The following is an 18,546-nucleotide window of genomic DNA, read 5'->3' on the forward strand; positions in this document are numbered from 1 at the left end:
GGAAATGCGGCGTCTGCGCATCGGCGTCAGCCCGAAACGTGCCGCGAATGCAGCCGGATCGACCCGTTCGGTGTAGGAGGATCATGATCTCACGCGAGCATCTCATCGATGCACTCTCCAGGTCGTTGCCTCAGTCCCTCGAGGTGAAGGCCGCATGGCTGGCGGGCAGCCAGGCCACCGGGCGGCTGGACGAATGGTCCGACATCGACCTGATGCTGCTTGTGGAGGATGACGCCGTCGATGTCGCCATCAAACTCGTGGAGGCGACGCTCACAACCCTTTCAACCATCGCGCTTCGATACCGCGTCCCCGAACCAGCATGGCACGGCCATTCGCAGGTCTTCTACCAACTGACGGATGCGCCCCAATGGCTGATGGTGGATGTGCTGCTCATGAAACGGACCACCAGCAACTGGTTCCTCGAACCGGAGCGGCACGGCACGCCCACCGTGTTGTTCGACCGCGAGGGACTGGTGAAGCCGGCAACGCTCGACCGGGCGGTCCATCAGCGGCAGATTGACGCCAAACTCGCTGACCTGCGGGTGAAGTTCGTCATGTTCCAGCATCTGATCCGCAAGAGCATCCGGCGCAGGAACCCCGCCGAAGCCGTGGCGTTCTATCACGCCCTCACGCTGCGCCCGCTGGTGGAACTGCTGCGCATCCGGCATTGCCCCGAACGGTTCGACTATGGTCTGCGATATCTCCACGACGACCTGCCGCCCGGCATGGCGGAGCGTGTGAATGACCTGTCGCTGATCGTCGATCTGGAAGATCTGGAGCGCAAGCACGCGGCGTGCCTCGCCTGGTTCGATGAGACCCTGGATGCCCTGGAAACCGGCTCGCCAGCGACGCCGATCGGTTGACCGGCGACCCTCCTCGCCTAGCATCCGGGACGCGGTTTCGCCGCGTTTTGACGCCGATATAGCTCAGCTGGTTAGAGCGGAGGATTCATAAACCTCAGGTCGGTGGTTCGAGTCCACCTATCGGCACTGCCCCGCGCCCGGCGCGGGGCTTTCATTTGGAAGGCGACCTGCCCACGACCCCGATTCTCAGGCAATCGCTTCCTCGCTCAGCGGGCCGCGTCGCGCGGGCAGAGGCGCGCCGACTTTGTGACTAGAATCACAAAGTCGCCGAGCCACGCTGCCTCGGCCGCACGACCACCCGGGACCATTCGATGCCCGATTCCGCTTCCACGCCGTCCACGCCGCCTCCGAGTGCGGCCGCACCGATGCTCTCCGCCGGGCGTGGGCGACTTCCTGCTCCGATCCAAGCGATCTACGACCTGTTCAGCAGCGTGCGATTCGGCATCACGCTGCTTTCGATCCTGTTCGTGTACTCGTCGGTCGGTTCGGCGGGCATTCTGTATCCCATTTCGCTGAACGTCTTCGACCTCGACAATTGGGATCAGATCGTTCCGCGGCAGCAGCGATGGGCGGAAATGACCGAGTTCGAGTGGTTTCACTGGTGGCCCTTCAATCTGCTCATTGCGCTCATCTGTCTCAACATCACCGTGACGACGCTGCGGCGCATCCGCTTTCGACCCGTGAACTACGGCGTGTGGATGATCCACACCGGCATCATCATCCTCGCCCTCGGATCAGTCTGGTACTTCACGCTGAAAGTGGAGGGCGACGCCCCAATCGCGCGGCGGATGGTGGTGATTCGCTCGCCGCACCATGAACCGCTTCACATGATCGCCCAGCCGGGCATGCGCGTGACCGCGGGCGAAGGCGACCGCCGCGCCGAGTACCGCGTGGTGGACATCGACCCCGACTGGGAGCTGCTCACCGGCGACGCGGCGGGACGACGCGCGTACAGCGTCACCGTGCAGGTGACGCGGGCCGATCGCACGTTCATGCGGCAACTGCTCGCGGGTCACCCGGACCTGACCGAGGACGTGCTGCCGGGTCAGGGCCGCGCCGTACGCGTGACTGGCGAGAAACTGGTCGACCCCGACCTTTCGATGTCGCTCGAGTACGCGCCGCAGCGATATTTCTATCTCGCTCATTCCGAGGCGCTCTACCTGCGCGAGGTCGGACGGACCGAGTGGGTGGAGCGGCCCATCCACGGCCTGCCCCGCTACAACGACTCAGTGGACGACTACGCGGAGATCTGGCCCGTGGCCCCGGGCTCCATTCCCGCACTCAATCCCCTGGGCATCATCGTGCCGCCCGTCGCGGTCGATGATCCGCTGCCCGGCATGAATCTGCGCATTGACAGCTACCTGCGATACGCCGACCTGGCGCCGGGCCTGGTGAGCGGAGGCGACCGCTTCGACCCTTCCATCACGCTGCGCCTGATCTCCGCCGACAATCAGACGCTGCGCGTGGAGATGAAGGCGCTTGACCCCACAACCAGCAACGACCTGCTCGGCTTCGAGTGGGTGGATGATGAGCGTGAGATTGACGCGCACCGCGCGACCACGCCCGGACGACTGGTCGTCGAAGTGCCGGGCGGCGATGGACGTGAACCCGTCATGCGCGAGTGGTCCGTGCCTGAATTGAAGCTCGACCGGGCCGAACGCCCGTTCATCCCCATCGAGGGCACAGAATACGCCATTCGCGTGCAGAACTTGATCGACTCGATCCCAATGGAATCCGGGCCGTCCCAGTCCGCCGCCATCGTGGAAGTAAAGCGTGGCGACGCATCCTACGTGCGGTTCGTCTCCAGCGACGCCGATCGTTCGCTTGACCAGTCGGTGGACGCGGCGACGGGGGCGCGCACGGAGATTCCGACCGACCCCGGCATCCGGATGCGCTATATCGGCTCACAGCGCCCGCGCCTGATGACGATCGTCGCCGGCCCGACGGAGAATCGGCTCCGCATCGTGATCGCGGATGCCGAGTCGGATCGCACCGAACTGCGCGACCTCCCGCTCAACACGCGGGTGCAGCTTTTCCCCAACCTGTCGATGGTGGTGGATCAGTACGTGGCCCGACCGCGGCAGGTGACCAGGCCGGTCGTCGTGCCTCGTGAGCAGCGGAACCGCGATCTGGACATGCGACTGCGCATGGTGAAGGTCGAGTTCGAGGGCCGCGACCCGGCGAGGCCGGTTTCGTACTGGCTGCCCTTCCATGACTACCCCTTCGAGAATGCGCCAACCGCCCTGCGACGTTTCGCCTACCGCCCCACCGTGGTGCGGCTCTCCGATGGACGCTCCATCGAAGTGATCTTCTCGCGCCGCCGCATGGAACTGCCCGCCCCGGTGGTGCTGGAGGACTTCGTGCTCGAGGAGCACGTGGGCGGCTTCACGGGATCGAACGTCAGCGTGCGCGACTGGCGGAGCGTGATTCGGTTCGCGGCGGCAGACGGCCTGACTGAACCGATCAACGTGTCGGTGAACAAGCCGGGCGAGTTCCGTCGGTACTGGTTCTTCCAGTCCATGTGGGATCCGCCTGACGCGCCGCGGGCCGCCGGCGAGGTCGCCTCGCGCGGTCGCAACTACACCGTGCTCGGCGTGGGCAACCGCGAGGGCGTGTACACGCAACTGTTCGGCTGCGTCGTGGCGGTCATCGGCATGCTCTACGCCTTCTATGTGAAGCCGATGTTCAAGAGGCGAAAGCAACTGCAGGCGCAGGCGACGGCCTCGACTGTACGCTCCATGTCAACCCGCGCGACGTCACCCGCGCGCGAACCGGCGCTGACGGGAAAGGAGGCGTCATGACATCCATCACCATTGATCGCACCGGACGACTCCGTCGCCTCGCCGTGCTGCTGCTGATTCCCGTCGTCCTCGTCGTCTCACCGGATCTTCTCGCTCAGCAGCCCACGGGAACCGTCGAACGCGCCCCGAGCGGCGCGGCGGCGGGCGGCTCGTTCGAGAGTCGCGTCAATCTCACCGCTCTCGGCCACCTCGCGGTCCACTCCAACGGACGGCTCAAGTCGCTCGACTCCTTCACCACCGCGGTGATGCAGGTCATCACCGGCCCGCACCGCATCGGAGGCCAGCACCGCACCTTCACCTACCTTGACATGATGTTCCGCCCGGAGAACTACTTCGAGCGGGACGTGATCTACGTGCCCAAGAAGATCGTGCGCGAGCGCCTGGTGCAGGCCATGCGCCGCGACCCGGCGCTCACCGCCGACCTTTCGTCGCGGCTGGATCGCTTCATGAAGACCGGCCTGATCGCCGAGTCGATTCTCCGCCGCCGGGACGTGAACGCCGAGATGAGCGCGCTGCGGGGCGACCTCATCAAGACCGCCCGCTTTGTCGAGGACGTGGACTTCGCGCGCCAGATGATGCATCCGGCCAACCTCGAAGGCGGGTTGCGCCTCATTCCGCAGCCGGGGGGCGGCGAACTGGACCCCTGGCTCACCCCCGCCGAGTTCATTGGCGCCGACTGGACCGGGACTCCCGGCTTCGACGCCGCCATGCAAGCCGACGTGCGCGGCGCCTGGGAGACCCTTCGCGACGGCTGGCGGCGCCAGGACGCTGACGCCGTCAACCGCGCCATCGATCGTCTCGCCGCCGCCGCGCGTCACATCAACCCCGCGCTGTACCCAAGCGGGGCGCGCACCGGCTGGCCGTGGTCATTTTCGGGCGATGGCGCCGCCGCCGCGTGGGTCGCCGCCATCCTCACCATTGCCGCCTTCCTCGGCATGGGGGCGTTCGGCTTCGCCACGGCGCGGCCTCGCCTGGGGCTGCTCGGGGCCATGATCGCCGGGGCTCTCTGCCTCATGCAGGCCGGGGCGCTGGTCATCGGGCGCTTCGACGCCCTGGCGCTCGAGAGCATGTACTTCAACAATCACCACTGGTTCACGCTCAACTGGGTGGTGTATCTGCTGGCGATGGTGCCGCTGCTCATGGGCGTGGTCTACCGCTGGCGCGGGGCGCACGCCGCGGGCATGGCCATGTTCCTGCTGGCCTTCGCCTTTCAGACCGCGGCCCTGCTGCTGCGCTGGTACGTGGCCGACCGCTGGCCCAATTCCAACATGTTCGAGGCGGTCACCACCGCCGCGTGGTTCGGCGGGTGCGGCGCGATCATCATGGAGATGATCGTCTGGCGCACGGGGATGCGCAACCTGTTCGCCCTGGGCAGCGCAGCGGGGTCGATGACCGCCCTCATGGCCGCTCACTTCCTGCCTCAGGCCCTCAACGCCAACATTTCCAACCGCATGCCCGTGCTGGATGACGTGTGGCTCTACATCCACACCAACGTCATCATCTTCAGTTACGCCCTGATCTTCATGGCCGCCATCGTGGCCGGGCTGTACATGATCTACCGCTTCATTGCGCGGCTGAACGGCTTCGGCGGCACGCACCACTACGCCCGCGTGGGCGGGGCGGGAACGCTGATCGCACTGGGCGGAGGCGAGGCCGTCGGCTCTCAGCCGTCACCCGTCAACACCGACACCCAACAACCGACTGCCGAGAGCCCCCCAGCACTCGGCACACGGCACTCAGCACGGTCCTCCCCCTCCCGCCTCACCGTCGGGCAGGTCTTCGACGGGGCCACAATGATCCTGATGGAACTCTCGTTCATCCTGCTCTGGGCGGGCATCGTGATGGGCGCCATGTGGGCTGACCATTCCTGGGGCCGCCCGTGGGGCTGGGATCCGAAGGAAGTCTTCGCCCTCAACACCTTCATCGTCTTCGCGGTGCTGGTTCACGTGCGGCTGAAGGTGAAGGACAAGGGCTTCTGGACCGCCCTGCTCGTCCTCTTCGGCTGCGTGGTGATGCTCTTCAACTGGATCTTCATCAATTTCAAGATCGCCGGGCTGCACAGTTACGCGTGAGCAAGGGCGACTTCGGCGGGTGGATGCAGCCAACGACGCCGCGATGCGGGGCGGCGTGCGCGACCGTGCATGGGATTACGCCCGATCATGCGCCTGCGACGCGTCAACAGGGCCAGTGCCTGCCAGACAACCTCGCCTCCGTCACAGCACCGCGTTGATGGCCGCCTTCAGGTCTTCCTTGTTCGTCAGACCGACGAACTTCTTGGTCACCTTGCCGTCCTTGAACACCATGACGGTGGGAATTGACTGGATGCCGAACTTCACCGACACGTCGCGGTTGGAGTCCGTATCCACCTTGCCCACCTTGGCCTTGCCCTGGAACTCGGCGGCCAGCTGATCGATGGTCGGCCCCAGCATGCGGCATGGCATGCACCATTCCGCCCAGAAGTCCACCACCACGGGGACGGGCGAGTTGATCACTTCGCGGTCGAAGTTGCTGTCGGTGAACTCGAGTGTCGCGGGACCGGCCATGCTGATGCTCCTTGCTGCGTTGCGTGTCCTGACAACCGTGGTCAGGAATGATCCTATCCGGCGCTGAAGATCGTTCCACGATCACGACCCTGTGGCGGCGCCGGCGGCGTGAATCGCCTCCGCCACCGCCAGAGCGCGGCGGTGCGCTCCAACATCATGCACCCGGAACAACCGCACGCCCATCAGGCAATGAGCCACGCTCATCGCCAACGTACCCTCCAGACGCGCCGCCGGCGTGTCCACGCCGCTTACGCGACCGAGAAACGACTTGCGGCTGGCGGCGCTGAGCACCGGACGTCCCAGCGACGCCATGTCCATGATCCGGGCGGCCAGCCGGTAGTTCTGCGCCACCGACTTGCCGAACCCCAGTCCAGGATCAAGCACGATTCTTCGATGCCCCACGCCCGCCGCGGTTACGTCGGCCATCCGCCGCCGCAGGTGCTCGCGGACGCTCGCCACCACGTCGTCGTAGGCGGGCTCCTGCGCATAGCGGTCGCTGTAGGAATCCTGCTCCGGCGCGACGCGACGGTGCATCAGCACCACACCGCACGACCGCGTGGCCATGAGCGGCAGCATGGCCGGATCGTCCGTCGCCGCCGACACGTCGTTGATGATGTCCGCGCCTGAATCAAGCGCCGCCCGCGCCACGTCCGCGCTGGTGGTGTCCACCGAGATCAGCACGCTGCTCCGCGCCCGGATGCGCCGGATGACGGGCGTGACGCGGCGGATCTGCTCCGAGGGCGACACGCGGCGGGCCCCGGGACGCGAGGATTCCCCCCCCACGTCGATCACGTCGGCCCCTTCGTCGATCATCGACAGGGCGCGGTCCAGCGCGGTCTCGGCGTCAAAGAACATGCCCCCATCGCTGAAACTGTCGGGCGTGACGTTGAGCACCCCCATCAGGCGCGGGCGGTCGAGCGACAGTTCGCGGTCAGGGCCGATCTGCCAGCCATCCGGCGCGGGCACGTTGGGGGGTCTGGTCACGGTCGATTGTTCGCACGTGACGCGACGGAAGCGCGATCCGCGTTCAGTTCCCCAGACCCTTGCCGGTCGCTCCGATGGATTTCATCCGTTCGACCACCTGATCCAGCAGGATCGTCAGCACATCGGACGGAACGACCATGCCCGCCTCCACCATCGCGTCGCCCGCGGCCAGCCCGAAGCCGACGGGCTTCACCTTCGGATCGATGGTTGGGATGGGGATATCCCCGACGGGAATCATGTCCTTGAACTGATTGATGATCCTGGCGAACTGCCCGATGCCCAGGAACGCCTCCGCGTCCGCCTCGGGGGGAAGCCAGGCGCGCATCTGGCGCAGGACGGGATCTGACGCGAGGGAGTCCGATCCGCCCGCGGCCTTCACCGCGCTGGCGAAGACATCCGGCCGCTGTGAGAAGGTGATGATGAGCGAGCCGGGCGCCTCGCCCACGAAGCCGCGGAAGCCGCCCCGTCCGAACATCACGGTGGCGGCGGTGGCCATCATGGCATCGCCTTCGCCGGTCGGCGTAGGCACGACGTAGCCATCCACGGCGACGCCCTCGACCTCGCGCTTCGCCGGTTCCCACTGGGCGCCGTTCACGACAAGTTGATCGCGCATGAAGTCACGCGCCGTCCGCGGCTCGTCGGTCAGCAACACCAGCGTGGCCTCGTTGAGCAGCCCACCCTGCACCCCCAGCGCGCTGGGGCTGGCGGCGAACTGCACCCCCTTCGCTGAGCCCACCCACGCGGGCAGATCGATCAGCCCCCCGCTCTGCGTTCGCAGTGCTTCAAGCAGACCCGAGCCGTCAAGCGACGCCGATGCGGCGAAGTAGAACGGCTTGCGCGGCAGGCGCGACAGGGCGGGCACAGATCGCGCGGCCGCCCCGCGATCTCCAGCGCCGGCCTTTCTGAGCGAGCCGAACGGCGACTCCTCGTTGAATGCGACCATCATCGTGACGCCCAGCGCCAGCGGATCGAGGTTCACCACCGCCAGCGCCATGTCCACGCCCCGGGTCAGCCCTTCCAGTGGGAGCGCCGGCATCGCCGGAAACCCGCGCGGGGCCGCCTCATCCGCCATCGTCGGCACGACTCCGGAAAGCTGGCTCACAAAATACTCGCTGAGATACACGATCGCCTCCCCACCCAGCATGACCTTCTCGACCCGCTCGCCGAATCGCTCGTGCAGCCGCTGAGCGAGCCACGGCTGACCGTCGAAACTGCCGAGATCGTCCTTGTTCCGAGCCAGGATCACATGACGCTCGAGCGGTCTGGCGTACACGGCTTCTCCGCTGGCCATGACCAGGCGCTCGCCGTTTCCTTCATCCCTGGTGAAGTTGGATTTCAGAAACTCGTCGGCGTTGGTCACGGGCACGGCGAAGGCGTATGAAACGTCGAACTTGCCGACGAACATCACCATCACCCCGCCGCGCAGCTCATCCACCCCCGCGTGCAGACCGGACATGGCCCGGAAGTGATCCAGCGGCCGACTGCCGACCAGCAGGTTGGCCCGATCCATGCCCTCAAGCATCTGCACAATGTCATCGTTGACCCGCTTGAGCGAGGGAACGACGATCGCAAAGACGGCGTCCCGCGGCACCAGGTCCAGCGCGGTCTGCAGCAGGTCGGTGGGCCGTCGCGTCTCCTGGGCCAAGGCGGGGAGTGACAGCACACAAGCCAGGCACAAGGTGGGAGCGAATCGCATGGTTCCTCCGGTCGTGAGCGTCCTGCAGGTTGTTCGGTCCCGTGGGGCGCGTGTGACGCGGGAGTGTAGGAATCCCGTGCGATCGTGCTGGAGCGCTCACATGCAATCCCCCCGCGCCCTATGGTTCGCACTCACTTCGCTGGAGCCGCGCGTGGCCCTGACGCTGTTCTTCCTTGTTCTCGTCACCTTTGCGGTTACGCTGAGCATGCTGCTGCGGCGACTTGGCGCGCCGGGCGGGGCCATCCTTGGAGGGCTGATCGCGGGCATCATTCTCGGCCCGACGCTCGCCGGGCGCTTCGCGCCCGCGTGGTACGAGCGAACCGTCATCGGCGGTTTCGCCGAGCGCGAGGAGCTCGACCGACTCACGGCGACCCACGGCATGAACCGGGCGGCCCGACAGCACTTCGGCATGCCAGCGGAGCAGGCCGCGCCGCTGGACGTGAATGAGCGGGATCTTGAGATGGCTCAGCGCGAGCGCGTGGCCGCGGCCCGATGGGAGCATCAGACCGCCGCTCGCTGGTTCGTCGCGATGGTGGTCGGTCTGCTGCTGCTCGCCGCCTTCGCTCGCGAGCGCCCGGCGGGCGAGCGGCCCGACTGGTACCAGCCGGTGGTCACCGGCCTGTGGGCCGCCGCGCTGCCGGGGGCGATCGGGTTGCTCTTCCTGCGCTGGTGGGGGCTGGAGGGGGTGATGTGCCTGGCCGCGGGGTCGTGCCTCGGGGCAGGCGCGCTGCTCATCCCACGATCGGATCTCGAAATCGCCGACGACGCCGAGCCGGGCGGACGACGGCTCATGCAGAGCGCGGCGGGCGTGGCCTTTGCAGCCGCCGCGATCGTGCTGGGCTGGGCGATGGTCGAGCATCGCGGGTGGTCGGGGCTGGCTGGACTGTGGCCGGTTGGGCTGAGCGTTGCGGCATGGGTGATCGGTTCAGGTCGGCCGCTGCCGACGACATGGGCGGATCGAGGAAGATGGGCCGCGGAACGCCTGCTCACGCCCGCGCTGGCCGCCATGATCGCCTACCGCATCGAGCTTTTCCAGCACGCGTCCATCTGGATCATCGTGGTGCTGGTGCTTCTCTCGGGCGACGGAAGATGGTGTGGTGCGTTCATCGGCGCCATGCTGGCCCGCGCCCGCCGCGCCCTGCCCACGATGCGGCTGGTGCTGGCGAGCATGGCCGCGGGACCGACGCAAGTGGCGCTGACCGCGCTGGCGCTGCACCTGGGGTTGGTGCGTGAGCCGGTGGCGCTGGGCCTGCTGATCGGCGCGATGGTCATGGAGTTGACCACCCCGCTGCGCGCCGCCATGGCAAGCCGGGCGCGCGAGGTGGAGGAGGACCAAGACGAGTCGGCGTGACGAGGCCCGGCGTACGATCACCTCCGATGACCAATCCGGAGCAGCTGACCTGCCTGTCGATCCTGATCTGCGATGACATCTTCCGCGATGACCGCACGCGCAAGCTGGTGATCGTCGGCACGTTCAACTACATCAACGCGGCCCGGTTCCCCTGCCGACACCCGCGGATGCGGATTCTCATCACGCTCACGAACGGACGGGGCCGTTACGAACTCAAACTCTCGATCCGCCATGCCGCTACCGATCAGCCGCTGCTGGAGATGAGAGGGGACGCCAGTTTCAAGGATCCCACGCAGATCGTGGACATCGACATGGAGATCCGCGACCTGCAGTTTCCCGAGCCGGGCAAGTACTGGGTGGTGCTGGAGGCGGACGATCAGATCATCCAGCAGCGTCCGTTCGTGGTGACGCAGGCGCGGGAGACGGGTCCGCCGCAGGCGAAGTCTGACTGATCACTCCACCGTCACGCTCTTCGCCAGGTTGCGCGGCTTGTCCACATCCTTGCCGCGCAGCACCGCGGCGTGGTAGGCCATGAGCTGCAGCGGCACCACGGTGAGCATGGGCTGCAGCGGTTCGCTCACGTCGGGCACGTAGAACACGTCCTCGCACAGCGAGCGGATCTGCTCATCGCCCTCCGTAGCCACGGCGATGATGTGCCCGCCGCGGGCGCGGACCTCCTGGATGTTGGACAGCACCTTTTCGTACTGGCTGTTGCGCGTGGCCACGAAGACCACCGGCATTCCGTCGTCGATGAGCGCGATGGGCCCATGCTTCATTTCCGCCGCCGGCATGCCCTCGGCGTGGATGTAGGAGATTTCCTTGAGTTTCAGCGCGCCTTCCAGGGCCACGGGGTAGTTGTGGCCGCGACCCAGGAAGAGCCAGTTCTCGCGCTCGATGTACTTGGCCGTCACGTCGCGGATCGACTTGCTCTGGGCCAGCACCGTCTCGACGTGATCCGGGATCGACTCCAGCTCGCGCAGGAGCGTCGAAACGTAATCCGCCGAGAGGAATCGCCTTCGCCCGATGAAGGTGGCGATGAGCGTGGCCACCATCACCTGGCCAAGGAACGCCTTGGTGCTGGCCACGCCGATCTCAGGGCCGACGCGCAGGTACACGCCCGCGTCCGTTTCGCGGGCGATGGACGATCCCACCACGTTCACGATGCCCAGGGCCAGGGCGCCGCGCTGCTTCGCCTCCTGCAGCGCGGCCAGGGTGTCCGCCGTCTCGCCCGACTGGGAGATCGCGATGACGACGGTGCCGTCCTCGACGATCGGGTTCCGGTAGCGGAACTCGCTGGCGAACTCCACCTCCGTGGGGATCTTCGCCAGATCCTCCATGATGTACTCGGCCACCAGCCCGGCATTGAGCGCGGTGCCCTGGCCAACAAAGATGATCCGCCGCGCCTTGACGAGGTCGCGTGCGAACGGCGCGATGCCGCCCAGCACCACCTGACCGGCCCGTGTGTCGACGCGCCCCTTCAGGCAGCGGCGCAGTGCGGTGGGCTGCTCGCAGATCTCCTTGAGCATGTAGTGCTCAAACGCGCCCAGGTCGATCTGGTCCAGGTCGAACTCGAGCTCGCGGATCTGCGGCGTGATGGGAACGTTGTCCACCGTGGTGGTGTTGAACGAATCCCGCGTCAGTTTGGCGACGGTGTAGTCGTCCAGCGTGAACGCCTGCGTGGTGTGAGCCACGATGGCGCTGGAGTCGGACGCCACGATGTACTCGCCGTTGCCAACGCCGACCATGAGAGGCGAGCCCTTGCGGGCCACCACCAGCACGTCCGGCTCCTCGCGGCAGATGACCGCGATGGCGTACGCGCCCGTCACCTCGCGCAGAGCGGCCTGCACCGCGTGCTCCAGCCCCCCACCGTTGACGTTGGCGTACAACTCGCCGATCAGGTGAGCCAGCACCTCGGTATCCGTCTCGCTGCGAAAGACGTGGCCCTTCTCCTCCAGGTACTTCTTGATAACGTCGTAGTTCTCGATGATGCCATTGTGGATGACGGCGATGCCGTGACCCTGCTTCTCATCATCGAAGTGCGGGTGAGCGTTGGGCTGCGTGACGCCGCCGTGCGTCGCCCAGCGGGTGTGGGCGATGCCGATCGTGCCGTCGAAGGTCGGGTCATGCTGGATCATCTCCTCCACGACGCGCACGCGCCCCACCGCCTTGGCGACGCGCACTTGACCCTTGCGGTCAATCACACCCACGCCAGCAGAGTCGTACCCGCGGTACTCCAGCCGCTTCAGGCCTTCGAGCAGGATGGGCTTGGCTGACCGGCGACCGATGTAGGCGACAATTCCACACATGTTCTCTCCTCCATCGGTTCAAGACGAATACACGGTAAACGGGGTAAGTCCAACTTGATCCTTTCTCCCAGATTGCCGATTTTATCAGACCTGAAAGAAGGCAATTGGACGACGACAGACCTGCATCACCTGGCCATGATCCACGGACACTCCGTTCTTCCCACCGGACGGGGCCAAGGACGCGACGAGCCGGTCGTGGTCTCAACGGAGTCCATACGCACGACATCTACAATGGTTTGCACATGTCCGACCTCTGGGCTCCTCAGCGCGATGCCAGACGACGGGCCGTCGAGCCGTTGGCGGTGCGTCTGCGGCCGCGCACGCTCGATGAGGTCGCGGGTCAGCGGCACATTCTCGGTCCCGGCAAGCTGCTGCGCCGGATGATCGACGCCGACCGGTTCACGTCGGTGATCTTCTGCGGTCCGCCCGGGACCGGCAAGACCACGCTCGCCGAGGTCATCGCCCGACACACGCAGGCCCACTTCGAGCGGGCCAACGCGGCATCGGTGGGCGTGAAGGAGATTCGTGAGGTTCTCGAAGGAGCCGTCAAGAGGTTGGAGACGGACCAGAAACGCACCATTCTCTTTCTCGACGAGATTCACCGCTTCGCGCGCAATCAGCAGGACGTTCTGCTTGAGCATGTGGAGCGCGGCCTGATCACCCTGATCGGCGCCACCACCGAGAACCCCTACTTCTCGGTCAACAGTGCGCTGGTCAGCCGCTCCACCGTGTTCCGACTGGAGCCGCTGAGCGAGGCGGAGATTGCCGGACTGGTCCGTCGGGCCTGCACCGATGAACGAGCGTTCCTGGGGCTGACGATCCAGATTGACAACGCGGCCATCGCACTCTGGGCTCGCAAGAGCGACGGAGACGCCCGTCGGGCGCTGACCGCGCTGGAGGTGGCGGTGCTCAGTCAGGTGCGGGACAAGGCGGGCCAGAAACCCTCACCCCCTGCCCCTCTCCCGAAGGGAGAGGGGAGTTCGGGCGGAGAATGGAGTCGGACGATCCGCATCGACTTGGCCACCGCCGAGGAGTCGATTCAGCAGAAGGCGCTGGTCTACGAAGGGACGGGCGACGCCCACTACGATCTGGCCAGCGCGTTCATCAAGTCGATGCGCGGCAGCGACCCGGATGCCTCGGTCTACTGGCTCGCCCGGATGCTCGAAGCGGGCGAAGACCCCCGCTTCATCGCCCGCCGCATCGCCATTCTCGCCAGCGAGGACATCGGCAACGCCGACCCCCACGCTCTGCAGGTCGCCAACGCCGCCTGGCAGATCACCGAGCGCGTGGGAATGCCCGAATGCCAGTTGACGCTCGCCCAGGCGGCGATCTACATGGCCTGCTCCCCCAAGTCGAACGCCTCGGCCAAGGCGATCTGGGCCGCCATGGCCGAAGTGCGTGAAGGACGAACCATCGAAGTTCCAATAACCATTCGCGATCAAAATTCAACCGTTTCGCGCGTCACCAGAAGCGGGGAAAGCGGCTCATCCGGCGAATCACTGCAACAAATCAGGGATTTCCCGCGAAAATACACCTATCCACACGACGCGGCCGATGGAGTGGTTCCTCAGGATTATCTCGGCGTCGATCGCGTGTTCTACGAACCCACGGATCGGGGGGTTGAAGCCAGAATCAGGGTCCGACTGGATGCCATCCGTCGGATGCTGAAGGAAGCGCGACTCGACGCGGACAAGGGGTCAACGCCGTCACCATGAGCGAGCCCATCGACCAGCAGAAGAGCACCATTCGCCAGTCCATCGCGGCACGCTTGCGGGCGATGACGCCCCAGGAGCGTCACGACAAGTCCATCAAGGTGTGCCAGCGCGTCATCGGGCTGGAGCCGTTCAGCCACGCCGGCGTGGTCATGCTCTACATGCCGTTGCCCACCGAGGTGGACGTCACGCCCATCGCCATCCGCTGCTTCCAGTCAGGCAGGACCGTCTGCGTCCCGCGGGTCGATTGGCAGCGCCGGGACATGACCCCGGTCGAAGTGACCCGTTTCGACGATTCGATCATGGACGTGGATGAGCATGGCATCCGCGTGCCGCGCGATGGACGTCCCATTCTCCCGGCCTTGATCGACCTGGTGGTCATTCCGGGCCTGGCGTTCGACACGCGGGGACGCCGCCTGGGTCGGGGCGGGGGTTTCTACGATCGCTTCCTGCGCCGCGTCAGCCGCGAGGCCACCCGAGTCGCCGTGTGCTTTGACGATCAGATTGTCGAGGAAGTGCCGGTGACCCCCTGCGATATGACGGTGGACATCGTGGCCACCGATCGTCGCTGCACGCATGTGGCCAACGCGCACGCGAGATAGCCCGACGGCGATCGAGCCAGTCATCTGACGCCGCATTCCGATCGGCGCCGCCGTCTCGCGCGAAACCTGACAATTGCGTGACCGGGATGCGCCATCAATCGCACAACGCGATACACTGTGGCTCGCGGCAGGGATGCCCCGCGCGCCTTCGCCGCGCACCGTTGGTCACGGAGGATCACCATGCCACTTCCCAGCCAGTCGGCCCGGCTCGACGCCCGTCGCGCGTACATGTATCGACGCAAGCGCTTCCCGCGCACGCCCCTGTTCGTGCTCGGCGCGGTCCTGGTGGGCGGCGTGAGCTGGGCACTGCTGGCCACGCTGGGCGGCCCTGACAGCGCCTCGGGCGATGGCGGCGGCAGCGGCGCGCCGGTCGCTGGCAATGGCGCCCTGACGCCCCCGACCGGCTCGGGGTCGCCCGCGCCGGGAGGCACGGGAACCGGCGCCGCTGGCGAGCGGAGCGGATCGCAGCCCCCGGCTCACCTTGCCGGAGCCAATCGAAACTCGTCGCCGACCTCCCCGCCCACGAACGAAGGAGCGGCCTCCCCTCCGCGCCGTGATTCAAGCGGCGATCGAGCCGCCGCCTCTCCCCCACCCGCCCCGGGCGGGACCACGGGTGGCTCAGCGGGAGGCGGCGCCCCCATCAACTCCGGCGCGGATCAGACCGGCGCCTCGGCCCCGCGTCAGCCCGGGCAGCCGCCGTCATCCATCGCCGCTGCGCTGGCCTTGGCCGACTCCCGGCCCGTCGAGGCCCGCCGCCAGCTCTCCGCCGCGGTTCATGGCGGCACGCTTTCCCCGGCGGACGAGGCCGCCGCGCTCGAAGCCCTCAACCGCATCAATCGCGAACTGGTCTTCAGTCCGGCGGTGCATCCGGACGACCCCTTCGCCCGCGCCTACACGGTCAAGTCCGGTGAAACACTCGAGCGCGTGGTGCGGAACCAGTCGCTGCTGGTGGACTGGCGCTTCATCATGCGCATCAACCGCATCCAGGATGAGCGCAAAGTGCAGGCAGGTCAGCGGATCAAACTGGTCACAGGCCCGTTCCATGCCGTCGTCTCAAAGTCGAAGTATCGGCTCGACCTCTACCTCGGCGACGACGCCGATCGCGTGCTGGTGGGCAGCTACAAGGTCGGACTGGGCGAGTACGACTCCACTCCGGTGGGCATGTTCAAGATCGGCTCCAAACTCATCAATCCGGAATGGCGCAACCCCCGCAATCTGCGCGAGCATTACCTGCCCGACGACCCCCAGAACCCGCTGGGTGAGCGCTGGATCGGTCTGATCGGCGTGGACGACAACACCCGGGAGTTCACCGGTTACGGCATCCACGGCACCATCGAGCCGCAGACCATCGGCACGCAGGCCTCGATGGGGTGCGTGCGCATGCTGCCCGATGACGTCGCCTTGATCTACGAAGTTCTGATGCCCGGGGGGAGCATGGTCGAGATCCGGCGGTAATGGTCGAACCCAGTGGCAGAGGTGTCTCGCCTGTGATCCGCAACCCCAGTGGCACAGGCGTCTCGCCTGTGATCCGCCCGCCACCCGGCAAGCCGCCAAAACGGCAGTCTGACGAGTGCCGCTTGCCCGATCGGCTGGTGAACAACCTCGGAATCACCGTCATCACCGGCGTTTTTCTGGCATTCGACTTGCGGAATCTCGATTGACCGACGTCTCCGTCGGCCTGATTGCTGATCCACGCTCCCGGAGGAGTTTCACATGTCCAAGATCATCGGCATCGACCTGGGCACCACCAACTCGGTGGTCGCCGTCATGGAAGGCACGCAGCCCAAGGTGCTCATCAACTCGACCGGCAACCGCACCACGCCGTCGGTTGTCGGCTTTACCGAGAAGGGCGAGCGTCTGGTCGGCCAGACTGCTAAGCACCAGCAGGTGACCAACCCCAAGAACACGATCTTCTCGATCAAGCGGTTCATGGGGCGGCGGCACAAGGAGGTCGAGTCCGAAGAGAAGAATGTTCCCTACGAGATCGTCGGCGGCCCCGATGAACTGGTGAAGGTGCGTATCCGCGGCAAGGACTACACGCCGCCGGAGATCAGCGCCATGATCCTGCAGGAGCTCAAGAAGACCGCCGAGGACTACCTGGGCGAGAAGGTGGATCGCGCGGTCATCACCGTGCCGGCATACTTCAACGACTCGCAGCGACAGGCCACCAAGGACGCGGGTGAGATCGCCGGGCTGAAGGTCGAGCGCATCATCAACGAGCCCACCGCCGCCGCGCTCGCCTACGGGCTGGAGAAGAAGAAGAACGCCAAGATCGCCGTGTTCGACCTGGGCGGCGGCACCTTCGATATCTCCATCCTCGACATCGGCGACGGCGTGTTCGAGGTCATCGCCACCAACGGCGACGGGCATCTGGGCGGCGACGACTGGGACCAGAAGATCATCGACTACGTGGCGGAGGAGTTTCGCAAGAAGGAAGGCATCGACATCCGCAAGGACGCCATGGCCCTGCAGCGCCTCAAGGAGGCCGCGGAAAAGGCCAAGATCGAGCTCTCCACCATGCAGGAGACCACGATCAACCTGCCGTTCATCACGGCGGATCAGTCCGGCCCCAAGCACCTGCAGCAGACGCTTACGCGGGCGAAGTTTGAATCGCTCTGCACCGACCTGTTCGACCGTCTGCGCGAACCCTGCCGCAAGGCCCTGGCCGACGCCAAGCTGTCGCCCAAGGACATCCAGGAAGTGGTGATGGTGGGCGGATCGATCCGCATGCCCAAGGCGCAGCAGATCGCCAAGGAGATCTTCCAGACCGATCAGCTCGACATGTCCATCAACCCGGACGAGGTGGTCGCCGTGGGCGCCGCCATCCAGGGCGGCGTGCTGGCGGGCGACGTGAAGGATGTGCTGCTGCTCGACGTGACCCCGCTCTCGCTGGGCGTGGAGACGCTGGGCGGCGTCATGACCCCGCTCATCCCGCGCAACACCACCATCCCTACCAGCAAGAAGGAGACCTTCTCCACCGCCTCGGACAACCAGACCAGCGTCACCATCCACGTGCTGCAGGGCGAGCGCGAGTTCGCCGCCGACAACCGCTCGCTGGGCCGCTTCGACCTGACGGGCATCGCCCCCGCGCCGCGCGGGATGCCGCAGATCGAGGTGGAGTTCGCCATCGACGCCAACGGCATCCTCAACGTGGCCGCCACCGACAAGGCCACCGGCAAGAGCCAGAAGATCGAGATCAAGGGCTCCTCGGGCCTGTCCAAGGACGAGGTGGAGCGCATGAAGCGCGAGGCCGAAGCCCACGCCGCCGAAGACAAGGCGCGGCGTGAACTGGTGGACCTGAAGAACCGCGCCGAGCAGATCGTCTACTCCACCCGCAAGTCGCTGGAGGAGCACGGCGCCAAGGTCTCCGCCGACACCCGCGGCGCGATCGAATCCGCTCTGTCGAACCTCGAGGACAAGATCAAGGGTGACGACAAGTCGGCCATCGAGAAGGCGCTGAAGAATCTCGAAACCGCCTCCATCGAACTTGGCAAGGCCGTGTACGAGGCAACGGCCGCGAACGCTGCCGGCGCACCCGGAACGGGAAGCGTCGGGGGTGCCGGGGGCGCCGGGGGTGCGGCCGGAACCGCCGCAGGCAAGAAGGACGACGACATCATCGACGCCGAGTACGAGGTGAAGGACGAGAAGTGATCCGTCCTTCGACTCTCAAGTGAGCCGCGACCGTGAG

The 18,546-nt window shown here is 66.2% G+C and carries 13 protein-coding genes and 1 tRNA gene; 10 read left to right on the forward strand and 4 right to left on the reverse strand.

Annotated elements, in window-relative coordinates:
• Positions 1 to 83 precede the first annotated feature (83 nt).
• From HRU76_01760 to ccsA, 4 genes are all read left to right on the forward strand, one after another.
• The gene (locus HRU76_01760; protein QOJ16392.1) at positions 84 to 863 is read left to right on the forward strand and encodes a nucleotidyltransferase domain-containing protein; all 780 of its coding nucleotides are present in this window, start codon (positions 84 to 86) and stop codon (positions 861 to 863) included.
• A 52-nt stretch (positions 864 to 915) separates the two neighbouring features.
• Positions 916 to 989 (forward strand) — tRNA-Met (locus HRU76_01765).
• A gap of 185 nt (positions 990 to 1,174) precedes the next feature.
• Positions 1,175 to 3,664 carry a hypothetical protein gene (locus HRU76_01770; GenBank protein QOJ16393.1) on the forward strand — a complete coding sequence of 830 codons (2,490 nt, stop codon included), beginning with the start codon at positions 1,175 to 1,177 and terminating at the stop codon, positions 3,662 to 3,664.
• Positions 3,661 to 5,736, forward strand: coding sequence for a cytochrome c biogenesis protein CcsA (gene ccsA / locus HRU76_01775; GenBank protein QOJ16394.1), 2,076 nt, complete (start codon positions 3,661 to 3,663; stop codon positions 5,734 to 5,736). Before HRU76_01770 ends, ccsA begins: the two co-directional genes overlap by 4 nt.
• A 141-nt stretch (positions 5,737 to 5,877) precedes the next feature.
• On the opposite strand, the gene trxA is transcribed toward ccsA, so the two are convergent.
• From trxA to HRU76_01790, 3 genes are all read right to left on the reverse strand, one after another.
• Positions 5,878 to 6,207, reverse strand: a complete 330-nt coding sequence (gene trxA / locus HRU76_01780; GenBank protein ID QOJ16395.1) for a thioredoxin — start codon at positions 6,205 to 6,207, stop codon at positions 5,878 to 5,880.
• 81 nt (positions 6,208 to 6,288) lie between these two features.
• Positions 6,289 to 7,107, reverse strand: coding sequence for a dihydropteroate synthase (gene folP / locus HRU76_01785; protein QOJ19058.1), 819 nt, complete (start codon positions 7,105 to 7,107; stop codon positions 6,289 to 6,291).
• A gap of 127 nt (positions 7,108 to 7,234) precedes the next feature.
• Positions 7,235 to 8,887: a hypothetical protein gene (locus HRU76_01790; GenBank protein ID QOJ16396.1), complete on the reverse strand. Its 1,653-nt coding sequence runs from the start codon at positions 8,885 to 8,887 to the stop codon at positions 7,235 to 7,237.
• A 100-nt stretch (positions 8,888 to 8,987) separates the two neighbouring features.
• Between HRU76_01790 and HRU76_01795 the strand changes: the two genes are divergently transcribed.
• Both HRU76_01795 and HRU76_01800 read left to right on the forward strand, forming a co-directional pair.
• Entirely contained in the window at positions 8,988 to 10,238 is a 1,251-nt protein-coding gene (locus HRU76_01795) for a hypothetical protein (protein QOJ16397.1), read from the forward strand.
• A 26-nt stretch (positions 10,239 to 10,264) separates the two neighbouring features.
• The gene (locus HRU76_01800; protein ID QOJ16398.1) at positions 10,265 to 10,690 is read left to right on the forward strand and encodes a hypothetical protein; all 426 of its coding nucleotides are present in this window, start codon (positions 10,265 to 10,267) and stop codon (positions 10,688 to 10,690) included.
• On the opposite strand, the gene glmS is transcribed toward HRU76_01800, so the two are convergent.
• Positions 10,691 to 12,544 carry a glutamine--fructose-6-phosphate transaminase (isomerizing) gene (gene glmS, locus HRU76_01805; GenBank protein QOJ16399.1) on the reverse strand — a complete coding sequence of 618 codons (1,854 nt, stop codon included), beginning with the start codon at positions 12,542 to 12,544 and terminating at the stop codon, positions 10,691 to 10,693.
• A gap of 242 nt (positions 12,545 to 12,786) precedes the next feature.
• On the opposite strand from glmS, the gene HRU76_01810 reads away from it, so the two are divergent.
• From HRU76_01810 to dnaK, 4 genes are all read left to right on the forward strand, one after another.
• A complete protein-coding gene (locus HRU76_01810) occupies positions 12,787 to 14,259 on the forward strand; it encodes a replication-associated recombination protein A (protein ID QOJ16400.1) in 1,473 nt (490 codons plus the stop codon).
• Positions 14,256 to 14,858 carry a 5-formyltetrahydrofolate cyclo-ligase gene (locus tag HRU76_01815; GenBank protein QOJ16401.1) on the forward strand — a complete coding sequence of 201 codons (603 nt, stop codon included), beginning with the start codon at positions 14,256 to 14,258 and terminating at the stop codon, positions 14,856 to 14,858. The genes HRU76_01810 and HRU76_01815 overlap by 4 nt, the downstream gene beginning before the upstream one ends.
• A 966-nt stretch (positions 14,859 to 15,824) precedes the next feature.
• Positions 15,825 to 16,313 (forward strand): L,D-transpeptidase, encoded by a 489-nt coding sequence (locus tag HRU76_01820; GenBank protein ID QOJ19059.1) that lies wholly within the window; start codon positions 15,825 to 15,827, stop codon positions 16,311 to 16,313.
• A 258-nt stretch (positions 16,314 to 16,571) separates the two neighbouring features.
• Positions 16,572 to 18,509, forward strand: coding sequence for a molecular chaperone DnaK (gene dnaK / locus HRU76_01825; protein QOJ16402.1), 1,938 nt, complete (start codon positions 16,572 to 16,574; stop codon positions 18,507 to 18,509).
• Positions 18,510 to 18,546 lie beyond the last annotated feature (37 nt).

It is taken from the genome of Phycisphaeraceae bacterium (assembly GCA_015709595.1).
Lineage (GTDB): Bacteria > Planctomycetota > Phycisphaerae > Phycisphaerales > SM1A02 > CAADGA01.